General features: G+C 41.3%; 14 protein-coding genes. 10 read left to right on the top strand and 4 right to left on the bottom strand.

Going from position 1 to position 20,902, the window contains the following annotated elements; all coding sequences use genetic code 11:
- Positions 1–43 precede the first annotated feature (43 nt).
- The 8 genes from N8M93_RS09505 to hemF all read left to right on the top strand — a co-directional run bounded on the left by N8M93_RS09505 (position 44) and on the right by hemF (position 10,771).
- Positions 44–1,762 (top strand): ABC transporter ATP-binding protein, encoded by a 1,719-nt coding sequence (locus N8M93_RS09505; RefSeq protein WP_261131296.1) that lies wholly within the window; start codon positions 44–46, stop codon positions 1,760–1,762.
- A complete protein-coding gene (locus N8M93_RS09500; protein WP_261131294.1) occupies positions 1,763–3,589 on the top strand; it encodes an ABC transporter ATP-binding protein in 1,827 nt (608 codons plus the stop codon).
- A 176-nt stretch (positions 3,590–3,765) separates the two neighbouring features.
- Entirely contained in the window at positions 3,766–4,407 is a 642-nt protein-coding gene (locus tag N8M93_RS09495) for a glycosyltransferase (protein ID WP_261131293.1), read from the top strand.
- Between the two features lie 220 nt (positions 4,408–4,627).
- Positions 4,628–5,200, top strand: a complete 573-nt coding sequence (locus tag N8M93_RS09490; RefSeq protein ID WP_261131290.1) for a DUF6944 family repetitive protein — start codon at positions 4,628–4,630, stop codon at positions 5,198–5,200.
- Between the two features lie 25 nt (positions 5,201–5,225).
- Positions 5,226–6,440: a sugar diacid recognition domain-containing protein gene (locus N8M93_RS09485; protein WP_261131289.1), complete on the top strand. Its 1,215-nt coding sequence runs from the start codon at positions 5,226–5,228 to the stop codon at positions 6,438–6,440.
- 133 nt (positions 6,441–6,573) lie between these two features.
- The gene (locus tag N8M93_RS09480) at positions 6,574–7,710 is read left to right on the top strand and encodes a glycerate kinase (RefSeq protein WP_261131287.1); all 1,137 of its coding nucleotides are present in this window, start codon (positions 6,574–6,576) and stop codon (positions 7,708–7,710) included.
- Between the two features lie 366 nt (positions 7,711–8,076).
- Positions 8,077–9,276, top strand: a complete 1,200-nt coding sequence (locus N8M93_RS09475; RefSeq protein WP_261131285.1) for a class I SAM-dependent rRNA methyltransferase — start codon at positions 8,077–8,079, stop codon at positions 9,274–9,276.
- 562 nt (positions 9,277–9,838) lie between these two features.
- Positions 9,839–10,771: an oxygen-dependent coproporphyrinogen oxidase gene (gene hemF, locus N8M93_RS09470; RefSeq protein ID WP_261131283.1), complete on the top strand. Its 933-nt coding sequence runs from the start codon at positions 9,839–9,841 to the stop codon at positions 10,769–10,771.
- Between the two features lie 66 nt (positions 10,772–10,837).
- Here hemF and N8M93_RS09465 read toward each other — a convergent pair whose 3' ends face one another.
- A complete protein-coding gene (locus N8M93_RS09465; protein ID WP_261131281.1) occupies positions 10,838–12,070 on the bottom strand; it encodes a DUF418 domain-containing protein in 1,233 nt (410 codons plus the stop codon).
- A 388-nt stretch (positions 12,071–12,458) separates the two neighbouring features.
- Between N8M93_RS09465 and abc-f the strand changes: the two genes are divergently transcribed.
- Complete coding sequence (gene abc-f, locus N8M93_RS09460; RefSeq protein WP_261131280.1) at positions 12,459–14,288, top strand: ribosomal protection-like ABC-F family protein; 1,830 nt, start codon at positions 12,459–12,461, stop codon at positions 14,286–14,288.
- A gap of 56 nt (positions 14,289–14,344) precedes the next feature.
- Here the strand turns inward: abc-f and N8M93_RS09455 are convergent, their stop codons facing one another.
- From N8M93_RS09455 to N8M93_RS09445, 3 genes are all read right to left on the bottom strand, one after another.
- Entirely contained in the window at positions 14,345–15,613 is a 1,269-nt protein-coding gene (locus tag N8M93_RS09455; RefSeq protein WP_261131278.1) for an ATP-binding protein, read from the bottom strand.
- Between the two features lie 493 nt (positions 15,614–16,106).
- Positions 16,107–17,675: a BCCT family transporter gene (locus N8M93_RS09450; protein ID WP_261131276.1), complete on the bottom strand. Its 1,569-nt coding sequence runs from the start codon at positions 17,673–17,675 to the stop codon at positions 16,107–16,109.
- Between the two features lie 60 nt (positions 17,676–17,735).
- Entirely contained in the window at positions 17,736–19,280 is a 1,545-nt protein-coding gene (locus N8M93_RS09445) for an FAD-dependent oxidoreductase (RefSeq protein WP_261131275.1), read from the bottom strand.
- Between the two features lie 300 nt (positions 19,281–19,580).
- Between N8M93_RS09445 and N8M93_RS09440 the strand changes: the two genes are divergently transcribed.
- Positions 19,581–20,663 carry an acyl-CoA desaturase gene (locus tag N8M93_RS09440; protein WP_261131273.1) on the top strand — a complete coding sequence of 361 codons (1,083 nt, stop codon included), beginning with the start codon at positions 19,581–19,583 and terminating at the stop codon, positions 20,661–20,663.
- Positions 20,664–20,902 lie beyond the last annotated feature (239 nt).

Genomic DNA, 20,902 nt, shown 5'->3' with positions numbered 1-20,902 from the left:
GTATAATTATTACAACTTCAAGAAACACCGGAGGTTACACTACATGAAAAAGGTCTTTTCCTATTTACGTACATATAAATTATCGGCATCCATTGCTTTATCACTGATGGTGCTTGAATTGTTTGTTGAATTGGTCCAGCCTTTATTGATGGCAAAAATCATTGATGAGGGTATTTTACAAGAAGACTTATCGATCGTGGCAGTATGGGGTAGCGTGCTGCTTGGTCTTTCGTTGATTGCCTTTGCAGCGGGGATCACGAATTCTTTTTTTGCAGCCAATGCCAGCCAAGGTGTTGGCCATGACTTGAGAAGGGACCTGTTCCATAAGGTACAGGAATTCGCGAGCAACCACTTTCAGAAATTCTCTACTCCAGGGCTCGTGACACGTATGACAAACGACGTCACACAAGTTCAAGGCCTATTGTTCATGCTTATGCGTATTGCTCTGAGAGCGCCTTTATTTATTATTGGCGGTATCATCATGGCTTTCTTCGTCCATCCAGGACTTGCGACATACCTTCTTATATCTGTACCCATTTTGCTTCTTTTTTTATTCTGGATTTTGACCAAGGGTGTCGTCCTTTTTCGTAAAGTTCAAGAGAAACTGGATCGTGTCAATACGGTCATTCGTGAAAATCTTTCGGGCATCCGCTTGATCAAAGGCTTCAATCGCGGAGATTTTGAAGAAGATCGGTTTGAACATGTGAATCATTCCCTGACGAATCAAAATAAAAAGGCATTATGGATGATGGAAGTAGCGATGCCTGTCGTGATGCTCGGAATGAATATCGTCATCATCATTATTCTCTGGATAGGAGCGGTTCAGCTCAATTTACAGGAAGTAAAAGCAGGAGAGCTTGTCGCAATCATCAATTACGCGACTCGTATCCTCTTTACCTTTTCTGTCTTCACTTTCCTCATCATGAACTATTCGAGAGGAAGTGCTTCTGCTACTAGGATTGCTGAAGTTTTAAACAAAGATACAGACCATCTGTATACTGAGCAGGCTCTCTTGAGACGAACGATCAGAGGGAGTGTTCGTTTTGAAAATGTATCGTTCCGGTATGGTGAGCAATATACGGAAACTTTAAAGAATGTTTCTTTTTCAACTGAAGAACATAAAACGGTCGGCATACTAGGGGAAACTGGATCTGGAAAGACAACGCTTCTGAACTTGATTCCTAAACTGATAGAAAATACATCTGGACACATTTTCATAGATGAAACCGAAATCGATGAAATAGATCGTGTGCATTTAAGAAAACAGATCAGTGTTGTCCCACAAGAAGCCCATCTGTTCACAGGCAGTGTGAAGGAAAACATCGAGTGGGGTAAGGACAGGGCAACATTAGAGGAAATCATCGCTGCTGCAAAAGATGCACAGATCCATGATTTTATCATGAGTTTACCAGATGGATACGATACAAGGTTAGGACAAAAAGGGGTTACTTTTTCAGGTGGGCAGAAGCAACGACTTTCAATTGCACGTGCCCTTGTCCGAAAGCCGAAGATCCTGATCTTGGACGACAGTACGAGCGCACTTGATGCCCATACCGAATCGAGATTGCTTGAAACGTTGAAAAAACAGGATTGTACGATTTTCCTTGTTGCACAAAAAATCAGTTCAATTCGTGCTGCCGATCAAATCCTCCTGTTCCATCAAGGAGAGTTGATTGGGAGTGGCAGACATGAGAATTTGCTGAAAACAAGCCCCTACTACCAGAGTGTGTACAAGTCACAAATGGAAGAGGATGTGGTCTAGATGTCGAAATCGAACGAACACCGTGAACGTATTTCACAGCATCCTCCCCGACGGCACCAGGGAATCGGTACGAAGCCGCCAAAAGTTGAAAATTTGTGGTCCACACTTGCCAGAGTTTGGACGTATATCCGAACTGAGAAGAAACGCTTCATGTTTGTGCTGTTCATTGTAGTGATCAGCTCATTGTTGTCACTGCTCGGGCCTTATTTGCTAGGGGTTGCCGTGGATCGAATCATAGCAGATCCAGTAACAGAAACACTTCTTCAAATGGTGATCCTTTTATTGGTGGTATACATTCTCCATTCCGTGACCTCATGGCTTCAAAACTATTGGATGATCAGTATTTCACAAAATACCGTCTATTCTATGCGGAATCATTTGTTTTCACATATCCAGCGACTGCCATTGTTATTTTTCCATAAAAGGCAGCATGGTGAATTGATGAGCCGTTTGACGAACGATATGGATAACGTAAGCAGGACTTTGAATTCCGCGGTGATCCAATTTACAACCAGCGTGCTGACGATTACAGGTACCATTGCAATGATGATCTGGTTAAGCCCATTTCTTACACTTTTGACACTGACTATCGTACCGGTGATGTATTTCGGTATGAAGTGGATTACAAAACGAACTGGCCGTTATTTTAAAAAGCAACAGAAACACTTAGGTGATATGAACGGGTATGTTGAAGAAATTTTCACTGGTCACCAGATCGTGAAAATGTATTCACAGGAAAATCGTGTGATTAAGGAGTTCTCCGAAAAAAATGAATCTTTAAGGGAAGCGAGTTATTGGGCTCAGACATACTCTGGTTTCATTCCGAAGTTGATGAATATGCTAAATAACGCAAGCTTCGCTATCATTGTAGGTGCAGGAGGGATTCTTGCCCTTAACGGTTTCATCTCCATCGGAGTCATTGTCACCTTTACGACTTACTCAAGGCAATTCACCAGACCACTGAATGATCTGGCAAACCAGTATAATATGATCCTATCGGCTGTTGCAGGTGCCGAACGTGTATTCCAAATCATTGATGAAGCGGAAGAAAAAGAAAATGATAAGGATGCAAGTGATATTCAACGGATCCAAGGGGAAATCGATTTTGATTCAGTTTATTTTTCCTACGAAGAGGATCAGCCGATTTTACAAGATATCAATTTCCATGCTGCTAAAGGACAGACAATCGCACTCGTCGGTCCAACTGGTGCAGGGAAAACGACCATTATCTCGCTTTTATCGAGGTTTTATGAAAATGATGAAGGACACATCCTCGTTGATGGCAAAGACATCAAATCGATTACACGGGAAAGCTTGCGAAGTCAAATGGGTGTCGTATTACAGGATTCGATTCTGTTTCATACAACAGTCAGGGAGAACATCCGTTATGGTAGACTTGATGCAACAGATGATGAGGTCGAAAAGGTCGCTAAGGCTGCCCATGTCCATGAGTTCATCAAACGGATGCCTGAAGGATATGATACGATTCTCGATTCTGATGGTAAGGGCATCAGTCACGGGCAAAAACAATTGCTCTCGATAGCTAGAGCAATGTTGGCTGACCCAGCATTGTTGATATTAGACGAGGCGACCAGCAGCATTGATACAGTAACGGAAATGAAAATTACGGATGCATTAAGGACTTTGATGGAAGGCCGTACTAGCTTTGTAATTGCCCATCGATTGAATACGATCCGTAACGCTGATCAGATTCTAGTCCTTCATGAAGGTAGGATTGTCGAAAAAGGAAACCACCATGAACTAATAAGGAAAAATGGTATCTATGCGGCCCTTGTGCATACCCAGGTAAGTGAACAAATGTGTTGAAGCTTGGTTGATATTTGCCTTTTGATGAATGTGAGTGATAATGCGGGAAATTTCCCGAGAAATGTCGCTTGGTCGACTGAGAGGTATTTGACTTGACGTATCATCTATAGGCTCTGTATGAAATCACAAGTAAGAGCCAAAATATACAGGACTACTGAAAAAGGAGAGTACTGTATATGAACAAGATGTTTGTAAAATTGGTTATTGTACTTTTAATAGCAACAATGGTCTTTTCCCCTCAACAAACCGATGCTAAGAGTCGACAGAAGGACACATTCACCCAAAAAGAAGTGGCGCTCAGTTCCGACATGAGGAGACTTTGGACGGATCATATAACCTGGACGAGAAGTTATATGGTCAGTGCGATAGGAGGTCTGGAAGATCAAGATGCTGTACTTTCACGCCTTTTACAAAACCAAAAGGATATCGGCAATGCAATCAAACCTTATTACGGTGATGCGGCAAGCAAGAAACTTGCTGAACTTTTAACAGAGCACATCATCATTGCTGGAGAGCTTATTGAAGCAGCTAAGAACAATGACCAGGCGAATGTCGATAAGTTCACGAAACAATGGTATGCAAACGCAGATGAAATTGCACAGTTCCTTAGTGATGCCAACCCGAATTGGCCGAAAAAGACACTGAAAGGACTACTTGATGAACATTTAGCTCTGTTGACAGATCAAGTTGTATTCAGGCTACAGAAACGATGGGATGATGAAATCAAAGCTTACGATGATGGCGAGACGCATATCTTGAAGTTGGCAGATGCTCTTTCAGAAGGAATCATCAAGCAATTTCCGGACAAGTTCATATAATAATACCAAAAGATGGACCTGGATAAGTGGGTTCATCTTTTTTAAAGTCTAAATGCTTCATGGTTAAGAAGCGAACTGGAAATCTAGCGGACACCATGGCCCTTAAGGTCCTGTGTGTCCGTTAATGTGACAATAAACCAATATTAGCGCTTTGCTCACATGCTGAACATACCCTTCTCGGAAGAATACTATAGTCGTAAGAAGAGAAAGAGGGGAGGAAATGAACGTGGGTCAGCAGGTCATCGTCCTATCAGGGGCATGGATCCAGGCTGTGGGCACGGTGGTAGCAGCAATCGGCAGTACCCCTACATTCTACCTCCCTCACATAATCAGCAAGGAGCTTCGAATTGTCGGAAATGCCCTCCAAGCTTTAGGAAATGCGATGGAGGCTGCTGGGAAATCGACAATCAGTCTTGAAACGACGGGAAACAAAATACAAGCTTTAGGGAACTTGACTGTCATCTATGGAATTGTAGCAGATATTCCTTATGTAAAAAAACAACAATTCGAGATTGCTGGTAACTGGCTCCAAGCGTTTGGGGCATTATTAGCCGTTATTGATGAATTGAAGGAGGGAAGGACTGAGCTATTGAGCATCATTGGAAACACCCTGCAATCATGGGGGAATTCTATGCAAGCTGTCGGGGGTATATTAGAATTGAGAGGAGACCGTGTCACAGGGCAAAACTTGGATGTCAACGGAAGTTGGATCCAAGCGGCTGGCGCTGTCATCGCCGCTCTCGGACAGTCTCAAGAGGAGATACGCAATGGTTCAGTAAAAAACGAGTCTTAAACTCTATACATATGAGGTGTAAAGAATGGTCATATCGCCCAAAACCGCGCAATCAATCGTTGAGGAAACCGTCAAAATCATTAACAGAAATATTAATTTCATGGACGAGCAGGCACAAATCATTGCAAGTATCGATCCAAACAGAATTGGTGATTTTCATGAAGGAGCATGGACGGTTCTAAAAACGAAAGAACCGCTTATCATTCAAGAAGAGAATGAATTTGAAGGGGCAAAAAGAGGAGTTAACCTGCCAGTTGAATTGAACGATCAAATCATCGGGGTCATCGGGATTACAGGTAAGCCTGAGGAAGTTGTCCAGTTTGGGGAAGTTATCAAACGAATGACTGAAATACTGCTGAAGGAAGCTTATATAGAAGAACAGATCGAACTTGAAAGCAGGGCGAGGGAATCATTCATCGATGAGTGGATCGAGGGGGGCTGGGAAAATGATAAACTATTCGCTGCCCGTGGGTGGATCCATAAAATCAATGTTCATATACCGAGAGCAGCGGTGGTTTTAGAGGTAAAGAACTTTAACGATATCTTATACGAAAATTTGAAAAGCTATGAAGCGGATGTAAAAGGAGAATTAGAGTTTCAACGGTCCCGGCGTGAAATTTTGAGGATGATCCAGAACCAATTCCCTGAACAAAGCCAACATATCATCATCCCCTCTGGAAGCACCCGATATACAATGTTGTTATCCGTAGATGAACATTCATCTGAGGTGAAACGGAAGGAAAAGATACGTTACCGTTTAAAGAAGATTCAATCAGCAATCAAAACATCTTATAAATTTGAGACAACTGCTGGAATCGGACAAATGTATATTGACCCAAGGAACACATCCCACTCAGTGCGTGAGGCTGAGCTAGCGTTATTACATGCGACTAATCGAAAGCACCCTTTTATTTTCCATGATGAATTAGGTATCGAATCTTTTGCATATGATCTTTCCAAAGAAACTAGGGAAGCTTACGTCAAAAAAGTCCTATTGACCGACACAGATATTGAACATGCACAAATGCTTGAAACGCTGGAATGCTTTTTTGAAGCGAACGGTTCGATTACCGAAGCAGCGGAAAAGCTGTTCATTCATAAGAATACCCTTCAATACCGGTTGAAACGTATCAAAGAGAAGACGGGCTATGATCCACGTGTATTGAGCGAAGCCGTCATGCTCTATGTAGCAATGACATTTTATACGATAAATAATGGAGCTGACAGGAACGGAAACTAATGTAAGCTCTTTTTGTTTTCTATAACAAAGATGATAGAAATAAATACGGTCTTTTTTGTTTCATGTAACATAGCTAGCGTTTTCATCCTTTAGTAAGATAACGTTAACTAAAACGAACAAGAGGTGGTTGTTCATGAAAATAGTCGTTGCTCCGGATTCATTCAAAGGCTCCATGACAAGTATTGAAGCTTCTGAAGCTATACGAAGAGGCTTATTAGAGGTTGATCAAAATCTAGATATCGTTACGGTCCCAATGGCTGATGGTGGAGAAGGAACGGTCGAGGCTCTTACAGTCATTTTAGGTGGAGAAATACAGATGGAAGAAGTGACGAACCCGATCGGACGTAAGGTGGAGGCGGCTTTCGGCTGGATTGAAACAACGAAAACAGCTGTCATTGAAACTGCGGCGGCATCTGGCCTTCCTCTGTTAAAAGATGGAGAGCTCGACCCTTACCGTGCCTCAACTTATGGAACTGGTCAGTTGGTATTACGAGCACTGGACTTAGGTGCGGAAAACGTGATTCTCGGGTTGGGAGGAAGTGCCACAGTAGATGCTGGGAGCGGATTTTTTGAAGCATTAGGGATCCGTTTTTTAGATGAACAAGGGAAGAAGATCCAAGCTTCGGGTGGTACATTGGGTGAAATCAAATCCATTGATACGTCAGGTCTGGATTCGAGATTGGCTGATGTTACCTTCACGATTGCATCTGACGTAACCAACCCTTTACTTGGGAAAGAAGGGGCTGTGTCGGTGTTTGGGCCGCAAAAGGGGGTCACAGAAGACGAACTGCCTTTCTTTGAGAGCGGGATGGAACAATATGCAGAAGCCGTGACTAATCAGACCGGGAATGACCATCGATTGGCAGAAGGCAGTGGAGCGGCAGGAGGTTTCGGGTTCTCTCTCCTTTCTTATCTACAGCCGAAGTTCAAAAGCGGGTTTACATTGATATCAGATTTAAGCCGGCTGGAATCACATATCAAACATGCCGATTTTGTCATTACAGGAGAAGGGAAAGTCGATACACAATCTTTATTTGGAAAAGTACCTGTCGGAATCTCTCGGATTGCTAACACGTACAAAGTGCCTACAATCGCATTTGCTGGAAAGATTGAAGGTGATCTACAAGCTGCCGGAGAAGGTCTATCTTCAGTTCTTCCTATTGTCGATGAACCGATGACTTTAGCGGATGCAATGGATAAAGGGCAAGAACTTTTACAAAAAGCAGCAGTGAGATTCATGACAATCGTTCAAGTATGTAATAGGAAATAGGAGGAGTCATCCAATGAGTAGTTTGTGATCTGCCATCTTACCGGTTGAGTATCCCCATCAACAAGTGAGGGAGGATATTTAAGTGGTGATGATCGTATCGAGGTTCTACCATTCGATACGATTAAGGGAAAATTGATTTGAAATTGAAGGACGCCTTCCTGGAGATTTTCAAACGGATATAGAACGACAAATGGAGGGCGTGCTGTGAGGTTTGCAGCGGGTCCTCTTTTACATTCGGCGGGAATAGGGCAGGATTCGTACCTTGTCGTTTAGTGCTCTCAATACCAAGTTTTGTGAACGATTTGAAACGTGGTAGTATGGATGGAGAAGATTCACCAAAAAATCAACAAATGAAGGATGTCAGTCATGAATAAAGAAATCATGCTTACGATAAAATCGAAGTATTTCAATAAGTTGAAAGGTGGCTACCCACTCCTATTCAAGGAAGCGATCGTCAATTTGAATGATCTAAAGGAAGAAGGCACCCTTCTCAAACTTGTAGATGAACAGAAACGTTTCATCGGTAAAGGTTACTACGGTAAACAGAATAAAGGATACGGCTGGATTCTTACTCGAAAAGAACAGGAAAAAATTGATTACGCATTTTTCGAAAATCGAATTAAAAAAGCGATTGAGTATAGAAAATCCTTCTTCAATGATCACGAGACGAATGCGTTCCGCCTTTTTAACGGTGAAGGGGATGGGATCGGTGGTTTTACTGTCGATTACTTTGATGGCTATTTGTTGCTCAATTGGTACAGTGAGGGTATATACCAATTTAAGCAACCGATTGTCGAAGCGTTACAAAGTTCCATCGAATACAAAGGCATCTATGAAAAGAAACGTTTCGACCAAAAAGGGCAGTACATCGAGGACGATGATTTTCTCGTTGGAGAGCGTGCACAATTTCCTCTGATCGTTAAAGAGAACGGCGTTCATTTTGCTGTTTATTTGAATGATGGTGCGATGGTTGGTGTTTTCCTTGATCAAAGAAATGTCCGCAAGTCGATAAGGGACCACCATGCTGAAGGAAAGACCGTCTTGAATACGTTTTCCTACACGGGAGCGTTTTCCGTCTTTGCAGCGATTGGAGGAGCCGTAAAAACAACTAGTGTCGATCTTGCTAACCGCAGTTTGAATAAGACAATTGAACAATTCAGCTTGAATGGTCTTGATTACGAAGCACACGATATCCGGGTAATGGATGTTTTCAACTATTTTAAATATGCAGTTCGGAACAACTTGAAGTTCGATATGGTCATCCTTGATCCGCCAAGCTTTGCAAGATCGAAGAAACATCGCTTTAGTGTCGCGAAAGATTATAAAGATTTGATAAAAGATGCGATTGCCATAACCGAAAATGGTGGGATGATTGTCGCATCCACGAACTTTGCCGGATTCGACATGAAAAAGTTCAAATCATTCGTCGAAAAAGCATTCAAAGAAATGGATGGAGCGTATAAGCTCATTGAAGAACATTCACTACCAGCGGATTTTAAAGCAATCAGGGAATATCCGGAAGGCGATTATTTGAAAGTGTTGTTCATCAAGAAAATTAAAGGATAAGTTGGAGAGCGTTTTACCTTGCTGTAGGGTATAGCGCTCTTATTTAAAGTAAGGTTGTTTTCGCAAACTTTGCGCTTGCACTTAAAGAAAGCATAAAATACTTTCTTTAGTATAAGAGCAACTAAGGTTCGATACCTTATTTACCTTAATTGGTGGATAAAACATGCCCTTTTAGCAAAATAGCGTCTCTCCTGTCCGTTAGATTACTAGATTACCTAGTTTTGTACCGAATAAGGTCTCCTGTGTCCGTTAGAGTGGCGCCACTAAATGCTTTGTTAACTAATACAGTTGATATCTGACTAAGTTTGATTGAAACGAAATTGGCGACACTTCTGTGGAAAGGAAGCGAATTTCGGTCGCAAAGACTATTAAACATATATCGACACTGACAGTTAATATTTTACAAAATTCTGGTAATGTTGTATTCTTTTGTTCATGAAGTCATTCCTACTACACCAATGATCCTGCATGAATGTTCATTTGCTTTCGAAAAAGTAAATCATGTGAAGGAGGAATAGCTGGTACCTGATTTCAATTTTTTCGTGGATCCCAGCTTACAGTTATGGATTTAGTAGAAAGAACAAAATCAAGGAATCTTGATAAAGAATTGATCAGTCAATCGTTCATATCCTTACAAAATGATATTTGTAAGGAGTTAGAAGCCTGTGATGGCAAGGAAACCTTCAAGGAGGAGCTTTGGAAACGCGCTGGAGGCGGTGGCGGCAGTACACGTATCATGCAAAAAGGGGAAATCATCGAAAAAGGCGGAGTCAATTTTTCAGAGGTATACGGTCTCCTTTCAAATCAGATGGCCGATGTACTGCAAGTTAGTCGTGGCGGCTCCTTCTATGCTACCGGGGTCTCTGTCATCATGCATCCCATAAGTCCAATGATTCCCATCATACATATGAACGTCCGTTATTTTGAGACTTCTGGCGGCGAGAATTGGTTTGGAGGGGGTATTGATTTAACTCCGATTTATATTGATGTCCCTCAGGCAAAAAGGTTTCATCTTAAGCTGAAATCCCTATGTGATCAGCATCACCCTTCGTATTATCCAGCCTTTAAAAAATGGGCTGATGAGTATTTTTATATCAAACACCGTAATGAAGCACGTGGAGTCGGAGGTATCTTTTTTGACCGCCTAGGTGCGACACATGAGATTTCGTTGAAAGACCGATTCTGTTTTGTGAAAGAGGTAGGAGAGGCGTTTTCAAAAATTTATACGAACCTTATAAATGAAAACCGCCATCTTCCTTATGGAGAAGAGGAACTGACATGGCAACGTATACGAAGAGGAAGATATGTAGAGTTTAATCTCGTTTATGATCGCGGAACGAAATTCGGGTTGAATTCAGGAGGCCGTATCGAGTCGATTTTCATGAGCCTGCCGCCATCAGTCAACTGGACATATAACTACCATCCACATCCTGACAGTAAAGAAGCTGAAACGCTAAATCTGCTAGAAAAGAAAATCGATTGGATTACGATTTGAATGTTTTCTTTAAGTGAAAAAAGCTGTCCCAAAAGAGTGTCAGACACTTAAGGGACAGACTATTCTTCATAACGACATCTCTTTGTTGGGAAGGTCCTTCCGCTTCATAGGCTGCAATTGTTTATAGGTAAGGGAGCGCCAAACCCATTCGAATGGACCAAAGTGAAAATACTTCAGCCAATAATGACTTAACATAAGCTGCATGGAAAATAGGATCAACACCATCAGGAACCCGAAGGTTAAGCTGATTTCATAATAAAGTCCTGAGCCAACTAGAATGATTACGGATAAGATGGTCTGGACAAGATAATTCGTTAACGCCATTTTTCCAGCTGCTTCAAAATATTGTAAGATTCGATTCATTCTCGTTTTCTGTAAAGATAAGACCACCGAAAAGATATAAAAAGAGGCTAGAAATACTCCACTTAAAGTAATAAGTAAATAGGTTGCCCCTTCTTTATAGACACCATAATCCAGCCAATCCAATTGGATAGCTGCCAACCAAAGCACCATAGGCAATGCGACAACCCCGCTCGTCAACCAAATCTTCCGGATCAATCCCATATGTGATGCTGGGTCTGCTATGATTCCTCTTTTTCCAACATATAAACCTAATAAAAAGAGTGCTAGGATCTGAGGGATATTGAATACAAGGAACTCAAGGACAGGGATCACTTCATTTTGGAAACGGTAAGCAGTCAACTCAAAATATCCTGCTTCCTGATACATCGATACGGCTTCCTCCACTTTTTTGCTGCCGACCGTCTCGCTCACATAGTTTGAGGATTCGTGGAAGGACGGTGGAGCAAAAAGCGGCAACGCTACAATTGTATAAAAGAAGATAAGCAATAAAAACGCCCAAATAAGTATGGTTTTTGGTTTGCGATTATAAAAGAATATTAGAAGAAACCCAATCAATGCATAAGTGTGGAGAATGTCTCCATACCAGACAAAAATCAAGTGAAGCAACCCAAAAGCAAGTAGAATGACTAAACGCCGGATAAAAAGCTTACGTGGCTTGTCTGTTTTAAGTTCTGCCCTAGAAAGGAATATATAGAAACCAAATCCAAATAGAAATGAAAACATCGGGTAAAACTTTGCCTGTATGAATAAATCAAAAAGGAGACGAACCCAGCGATCAATTCCTTCGTATGTTGGTTGAACCGAATATAGATCATACATTAAGGCAGGCGCGGATAAAGCCGGCATATTAACGAGAAAAATGCCAAGAAGGGCAAATCCTCTTATGATATCAATAGTTGCAATGCGTTGGTTAGTCGAAATCGGTGATAACTGCATAATAAACTGCTTTTCCTCCTTTTGGCATTAGGGATATAACCATCATACCATTTGTAGGGCGAGGGGATGAGAAGATTGTTCCATGTGAAACATTTATTTGTAATAACCATGGAATTTTCTGGTGTTGTCGTTTATAATAAAAATACAATTACGAGGAGGTATCGATTCTAAAATCATGAAGTCCCTTAACATTTTTCGCGTAGCTTAATACGAAAAATGGCTCTGCCTGTAATCAGAGTATAGGGATAAGTGTGTCATCATTTAGATATCGTTCTTCTTTTATGATCGGTCTTTTCGGCTGATCAATTCATAATGAATCCATGCATCTGATTCACAGGCAGCAGCCTGTGTTTTTTTATTCCAAAAAAGATGTACCGGAGGGATTCGTATGCTGGTTTTGAAGGCTGATAACGTTACAGTTGAACGGAATGGAATACAAATATTCAAAAATGCTTCAATAGAAATCAACGATAGGGAGCACATTGCATTAATCGGAAGGAATGGAGTTGGAAAGACGACTTTCATCAACTGTTTGCTAGGTAAAGAAAAAGCTTCCAGAGGAACAATCATCCATCCGATGAAAATTGAAGAATGGGGGATTGTGGAGCAAGGTTCTTTTTTGGATGACCAAATTACAACGAGAGAGTTTGTAGAAAGTGAATCTTCAGATCTGTTTCGTGCCAAGCGCTTCTTAAGAAAATGTGAAAAGGATATCCAAGAAAATCCTGAAGATATCGATGTACTTTCAGACTATAGCAACGCATTGCAATCATACGATGAATTGGGTGGGTATGAATGGGAAACAGCTGTAGAGAAATGTATGCTTCAACTTGGGCTTCCGAAAGAAATTTGGGAGCAGTCAATTACAAATTTGAGCGGTGGCCAAAAAACACGCGCTAAGCTGGCAAGGGTCATGCTGCGCAATCCAAAGGGTTTGATTTTAGATGAACCGACCAATCATTTGGATGGAGAAACGATCCAATGGTTGGCAGAGTGGCTTCAAACGTTTAAAGGAGCTGTATTGTTCATTTCCCATGAACGTGCATTCATCGATCAAGTGGCAAACATCACCTATGAGCTCTCGCCTGATGGGACGAAAAAATACCACGGAGGCTATGAAGAATATAAACGCAGCATAGAACACGAAAGGAAGACATTAGAAACTAAATACCATAAACAACAAGCTGAAAAAAGAAAGCTCATGGAAGCTGTTACACAATATAAACAATGGTTTCAGAAATCCCATAGCGCCGCAAGTGAACGGGATCCTTTTGCAAAGAAGAAAGCAAATAAGAATATGACGAGATTCAAAGCGAAGGAAGCTGCATTGGAACGCCTTGAAAACGACCATATCGAAAAACCGAAAGACGGACCCAAAATCAATGTTGAATTAGAAGTTGGTGTATTTAACAGCAAAACGTTACTTAGGTTTAATGATGCAGCTTTTCGATATCCACAGCAGGAGCTGTTTGATCCGTTATCCTTTTCGATCGACCGAGGAGACAGAATCGCGGTGATAGGCCAGAATGGGACCGGGAAAACGACATTGCTTAAACTGATCACGGGGCACCTTCACCCTGTCTCGGGGGATGTCATCCATCATCCACGACTGAAAATCGGTTATTTCATGCAGGAGCTGGAGGGACTTGAACCAGATAAGACGATCCTTGAGCAGGTGTTAGACCTCCCACAGATGTCCCAAGCTGACGCGCGGACGATTCTTGCTTGTTTTTTATTCAGAGGAGATCAGGTGTATAAGGAAGTAAAAGAGTTGAGCATGGGGGAGAAGTGCCGCGTTGCTTTTGTGAAGTTATACTTTTCTGAAGCTAATCTTCTTGTACTTGATGAGCCAACCAATTACCTTGATATTGAAACAAGGGAAAGAATTGAAGCTGCACTAGCGGTTTACCCTGGATCAGTGGTCACGGTCTCGCACGATCCGTATATGCTGGAAAATGTGGCAAACCGCGTTATTTCACTGGATAGTGGATTTTATGATTATAAAGGATCGTATAAGGAGTGGAGACATCATGTGCATTTGTCAAAAGATGAACAAAATATCCACAACGAGATTGATCGGTTGAATTTACAATTATCAAATTTGATCGCAAGAGAAGTGGAACCTGGTAACGAGAACGATACCCTTCAACTGAATAAGCAAATAAAAGAATTGAAAAAGCAGATTACTCGATTGGAAAATCAAAAAGAAGGCGTTTAACAAACAAAAAGGGCGACCCTGTCCGATAGGAATGGGTCAGCCCTATTCTTATACTTTTAAATAAGCACGTCATTTTCAATAGATATGGTAGAGGGAAAACGGATTGTAAAGGTCGTCCCCTGATTGACTTGACTTTGTACATCAATGGTTCCGTTCATGCGTTTCACGATTTCAAAACTTACTGTCAGGCCAAGGCCAGTGCCTTTTTCTTTTGTTGAAAAATAAGGTGTACCCAGGCGTTTCAACTGATCTCCAGGAATACCTGAGCCATTATCCTGGATGATGACTTCAACCCACTGGTCCCTCCTCACAGCGGACACATGCATTTTCCCAGAACCCTCCATCGCTTCAATCCCGTTCTTCATGATATTGATGAGCACTTGCTGGACTTCATGTTTAAAACACTTCACCTTCAACGCCTCGTCCACTGATTTTGTGATTTCCACATTATTGATGATCGCGTATGTTGAGATCACCTGAATCGAGTCATTGATTACTTTTGAAAAATCGATGACCTCCAGAGTGTTTTTCTGCGGTTTTGATAAGGATAAGTATTCATTGATTATGGTTTGAGCACGATCAAGCTCCGCAATGGAAATCGTGATGAAAGATCGGTCTGCTTCGGGAATTTCCTTACTACCGCTTAAAATTTGAAGGAAACCTCTGACTGTGGTCATTGGATTCCGGATTTCGTGTGCCACTGAAGCTGCCAATTGACTGATGGCATTCATTTTTTCGATATGTTCCAGTTCCCTTTGAAGCATGATCTGTCGGTTCAATGCTTCAATCAAGGCGATTACACAAATCAAAGTGAATAACGTGATCGCTGAAAGATAGATTGTGATTTCAACTTGGTCGAAGTAACCATTTGCGATGAAATAAATAGCTCTTAAACTGGCGATGACGAAGTAAAATCCAGTCAGAATCAACAACTTCACTTTAGTGGATTGTGTATGATAAAACTTACTTAAAATGATCAAGACGACAGAAGCGATTATGTAGTTACCCAACGTGGTGTAGAAATCACCTGGATATAAGAAATATGATAAACCAAGCATCAAAGCTGTCAAGGAAAGGCCTGGAAACAGTCCCCCATACATGAAACCGAGAATGATCGGAATGATTCTCAGATCGTATTTGAACTCATCCGAATAGACAGCAGGTAAAATCATTGTCAGGATTACGGAAAATAACAAGACAAAAAAGAATTTTGAAAAAACTTTTTCACGTTCAGGACCATCTTCACGAAGAAAAACAAAATAAAAAAGCGTAGGGAATAAAATGAATAAGACGTTTACTAAAATATCCTTAATAATAATCCACATGAATCGACTCCGTAGTTAGAGATTTTCTTACTGGAAGACTCCATGATTCTTAAATGTTCATTTTTGCGGAAAGTCTTCTCTTTCTACAACGCAAAATCAACAAATATAAAAATGACAGAGCCTGCTTAAAAAGGTTCTTGCAATTAGCTGTAACCATCAAGAAACTTTGCAATAGCAGTAATTGGTGTTGGGATTCTGGTAAAGAGTGATCTCAAATGTCGATATTTCGGTTATTTCCTCATAAATCATTATTCTTTTTTAATTTGTAAAATCCTTTTTTAAATGTATCTGAAATACAACTTAAGTATTAGCTTTGTTAAATAATTCTGTTGATTACTGACTGTTAATACAGTGAAGGGATGTCTAGCGCAGCGATCATTCACCGACAGCATCCTCGTCAGCCAGTGGAAAGGAAGTGAATTTCACAAAAATCAACAATAAAGTATAACAACGTAAAGGCATTTATAAAAGCTGACTGGTGTGTCAGCTTTCATTAACTTTCACTTCTTGGAACCTTTCGTCTGATCCTGCCTCTCTGCAATTTTGCTCTTATTTTTCCAGAAACTTTTTCTTTTTTTAGTTCTTTATTTTCCTTAACTTCGGTACGGAAAGCTTTCAATAACGCATAACAACTGAAGAGAAGGACTACTCCCAGAGGAAACGCACTGATGATGATGGCTGATTGAAACCCTTCCAACCCGCCTGTGGCCATCAGGACGACAGCAGAAGCAGATAACAACAGGCCTAAGACAACTTTTACAATATTAGGCGGTTCAATGCTTCCGTAGGTGGTTTGCATCCCTAATACGAAGGTCGCAGAATCTGCTGATGTAATGAAAAACGTCAGGATCAATAACAGAGTTATCACAACAAGGACAATCGTGAATGGGAGTTGCTGAAATACATAGAACAACGCTGCTTCTAGGGCTTGCCCTGATACATCGAGACCAAGATTGTATTCCATGAAAATCCCTGTACCACCAAACACAGCAAACCAGAAAGCACAGACGAGTGTAGGGATGAGCAATACAGCAGTAATGAATTCACGGACTGTTCTTCCTCTTGATACTCGGGCAATGAACGTTCCAACAAACGGTGCCCAAGCAATCCACCATGCCCAGTAGAAAATTGTCCAGGATTGCAGCCAGGTCGCATTCTCTTCATTAAAAGGTGCAAGTCTTAAACCTAAGCTTGCCAAATTTTGAAGATATCCTCCGAACGTTGTCGTAAATAAATCAAGAACAAATACAGTAGGAGCTAGAAATAGGAAAACGACGAACAGGATGACGGCGAGGGATAGGTTCGCATTACTTAAATATTTGATTCCCCGTTTGATTCCTGAGGCTGCAGAAATGAGAAACATGACTGTAACAACAAGGATAATGACGAATTGAATTGTAAAATTATTCGGTATACCTGTCAGGTAGCTCAGGCCACCATTGATTTGAGCGGCTCCAAGTCCTAATGAGGCAGCCACACCGAATAACGTTGCGATCACGGCTACGATATCGATCAGTTTACCAATCGGTCCGTTTACCTTTTCCCCTAAGATCGGGTAGAGGGTCGCGCTTACAAGGCCAGGGAGTCCTTTCCTGAACTTGTAATAGGCTAGAGCAAGTGCAACGACGGCATAAATCGCCCATGCGTGGAAACCCCAATGGAGATACGTATATTGAAGCGCGACCTTTGCAGATTGACTTGTCCCTCCTTCACCAAAAGGCGGACTTGAAAAGTGGGAAATCGGTTCGGAGACTCCGAAAAATAATAAGCCAATCCCCATTCCAGCACTGAACAGCATCGCGAACCATGTCGGCCGCCTGAATTCCGGTTTATCCTCATCTTTACCAAGTTTGATTTTTCCGTATTTACTGAAGATGAGAAAAAGAGCAAAAACCAAGAAAAAAGTTGCAGAAAGCTGGTAGAACCAACCGAAATTTTTCATGAAAAAAGCTTGTGTATCGCTCATGACATCAATCAGTAGTTGTGGCCGAACTGCTCCCCAAAAAACAAAAATGCCAGCGATGATAATTGAAATCCAAAACACACTTGATACTTGTTTCACTGATAGACCTCCGATTCTGTTGTTTCTGTCTGTATCAATACCCTCTATCTTAACAATTAATCACGCTTTATTCTTATCTTCAATAGATACCTGTTTCAATGGTTTCTCGGCTGGTCCTTCTACGACAGTGCCGTCTATTGAAAAACGGGATCCATGACAAGGGCAGTCCCAGGTTCGGTCGCCGCTGTTCCATTCTGTTTCGCACCCCATATGGGTACAAGTCGTATCAACCAGGTGCAGACAACCATTCTCATCTTTATAAGCACCTGTACGTTTTCCGTTTACTTTGACGACAGCGCCTTCGTCGTTCCCCATGTCTTTAAGCTTTTTGTGGGCGAGTCCGACTTTTCCAGTGACGAAGTGCCCTGCGACGTCCGCGTTTTGTACAACTAGATTTTTCAAGCTTGGATCAGCGTAGAAGCGGGAGGGTGAATATAGTTCTTCGTATGGACTCAACCCTTTTGTGATGAGGTCTGTAATCAATTGTGCTGCGATAGTGCTGGTTGTCATACCCCATTTTTTAAACCCACTCGCGACGAAAACATTGTCGTATTTCGAACTTATTTTGCCGATATAAGGGATCTTATCAATTGTAATCAGGTCTTGAGTAGACCAGCGATATGGAGATTCGCGAACTCCCAAAGTTGTTTGTGCCCAATCCTGCAAAGTCTCGTAATGCTTGAATGTATTGATTCCATGTCCTGTTTTGTGACTTTCACCGCCGACAAGAATATAATTCTCACCATTTATAGTGGTATCACGAAGTGAACGTATTGGCTGATCTACACTTAAATACATGCCGCCCGGATACGGTTTATCTGATTTAACGGCAATTACATACGATTTTTCAGCATGCATCCTTGCAAAATAAAAGCCTCTCCCATCAAAAAAAGGGAAATGGGAGGCGATGACGACATGATTGCATGTGATGTTGAATCCATTCCTTGTAACTACTTTCGGTTTAGTTCCGGTTTCAATATCCACTGCAGGTGTGTTCTCGAAAATCATTCCTCCAGAAGCTTTGATTTTCTCTACAAGTGCAAGCAGGTAACGAAGCGGATGGAATTGTGCCTGGTTTTTCATGACTAAAGCTGATTGAATTGAAATATCAAACGGAATTTCGTCGACCAGGTCACTCTCAATCCCTAATTTACGATAGGCTTCAAACTCTTTCTGCAGTTTTTGCTGGGACGTTTTTTCAGTAGCATATAGATAAGCATCCTCACTCTTGAATCCGCAGTCAATATTATTTTCTGAGATGGTATTTTGGATGAATTTTAGAGCTTCGGTATTGGAGCGATAATATTGTTTCGCCTTCACTTCACCGATATGCTGGATCAACTCATCATAAATGAGGTCATGCTGAGCCGTGATTTTAGCTGTTGTATGACCAGTCGTCCCGTTCAGGATACTGCCAGCATCAACTAATGCGACACTTTGTCCAGACTTGGATAAAAGGTAAGCTGTTGTAATACCGGTAATACCTGCGCCGATTATAGCGACGTCAACTGATTGATCTTCAATCAAAGTGTCAAAAGCCGGAAGTTCTACTCCCTCTCTCCATATAGGTTCTGGAAATTGGGGGAGTGATGGATTGGTTGTCATAATAATTCCTCCTCATTCAAATCATTTGTTAGATAATTTTTCCTAACGAATGGAATTCATGTATGCAGAGGAGTAATCGACAAAAGAAAAAACTTTATTTTAAAAATATACCACCAACTATTATGACTTGGTAATAATTATTCATTGACTTTTACATCACAGACCTGTTAAGTTTAAGTCTAAGTTTCAGAAAATTGCGGCTTGTCAAATTGATGATTAAATTGCAGGGTTCGGAGGGGAACATAAACAGTCCGTATATGACGAATTTTTTACAGAGTGAACACAAAGGAGCGGTAAAACATGAAAGATTATCATACATTTGGGTGGTATGCTGCTAGGATAGCTCCTCACATGCCAAAGAAAGCATTCAAACCTGTCCCTTCAAGACTTTTAGGTGGTTTAGCATATTTGCTTATTTCGATTGCTAGTTTCGTTACGATCATTTTTTTTGATACAAATATTTGGTTGAACCTATTGATCAGTTTGGTCCTGGGAGCGAGTTTTGCTGGGATGGGCTTTCTGGGACATGAGATTTTACACGGTACAGTCGTACGGAAGCCTTGGCTGCGGGATTTCCTTGGTGCAGTTGCATTTTGGCCTTTGACCACTGGACCTAAACTCTGGAGAAAATGGCATAACCTCACACATCATGTTCATACTCAGGATGAGGAAAAAGATCCTGATGCCTGGCCAAGCATGAAGAAATTCTCGAAGAATAAATTTATGCGCTGGATATACAGGATCCCGTTTTTCATTCGAGCTATTGCAAGTTTTGCTGCATTAGCTGTTACGTTTACACTGCATTCCTTGAAGATGTTCACCGTTTATATCAAGGAGTTCAATCCGAAGAAACAGCCGAGTGTTTGGCTCGAAGCAATTCTGCCTTGGGCCACATGGATTGGTCTGTTAGTGTGGATTGGATTTGAGAAGTGGTTCTTTGCATTTCTATTGCCGTTGTTGATTGCTAACTTCATTGTAATGGCCTATATTTCAACGAACCATCGCTTGAATCCGCTTGTACCCGTGAATGACCCATTGGCGAACAGTCTGACAGTCGTAACACCAAAGTGGGTAGATGTGCTACATTTCAACTTTTCTTATCACACGGAACATCACCTGTTCCCTGGTATGAGTCCGAAGTATTACCCGATGGTCAAAGCGCATATAAAGAAAATGTGGCCGGATCGCTACCATGAAATGCCTTTTGGACAAGCATTGTTGGCTCTCTTCAAAACACCAAGGGTCTATTACGAAGATAAAGAATTGATTGACCCGCATAAAGGAAAGCTATTTGGTTCTTTAGGAAATGGGCTTAACCTGAAAGCAAGAACGATCAAACAAGTGAAACAAGTGAGACAAGTAAGACAACTGAAAAAATCATAATCATAGGAGAACTTATTGCATATGAAAGTATGCAGTAGGTCTCCTTTTTTATTTAAAGAAAGTATAGTGCAGCTGAAGCTCAGCCTGCGTTTTGCCGAGCTCTCTTTACGCACCTTTCAGTTTAACGTTATTGTTAGACAAGAATCCGAAAACCTGTATAATGAATAAAATATCATGAAAATATGAGAATTTTACATACTAAGAGGGTACTAAATAAAAAACGATAGCACACGTCATCA

Source organism: Bacillus sp. Marseille-Q3570, from assembly GCF_946151055.1.
Taxonomy (GTDB): domain Bacteria; phylum Bacillota; class Bacilli; order Bacillales; family Fictibacillaceae; genus Pseudalkalibacillus.
Note: the sequence above shows the minus strand (reverse complement) of the source record. Positions and strands in the feature narration are given on the sequence as shown.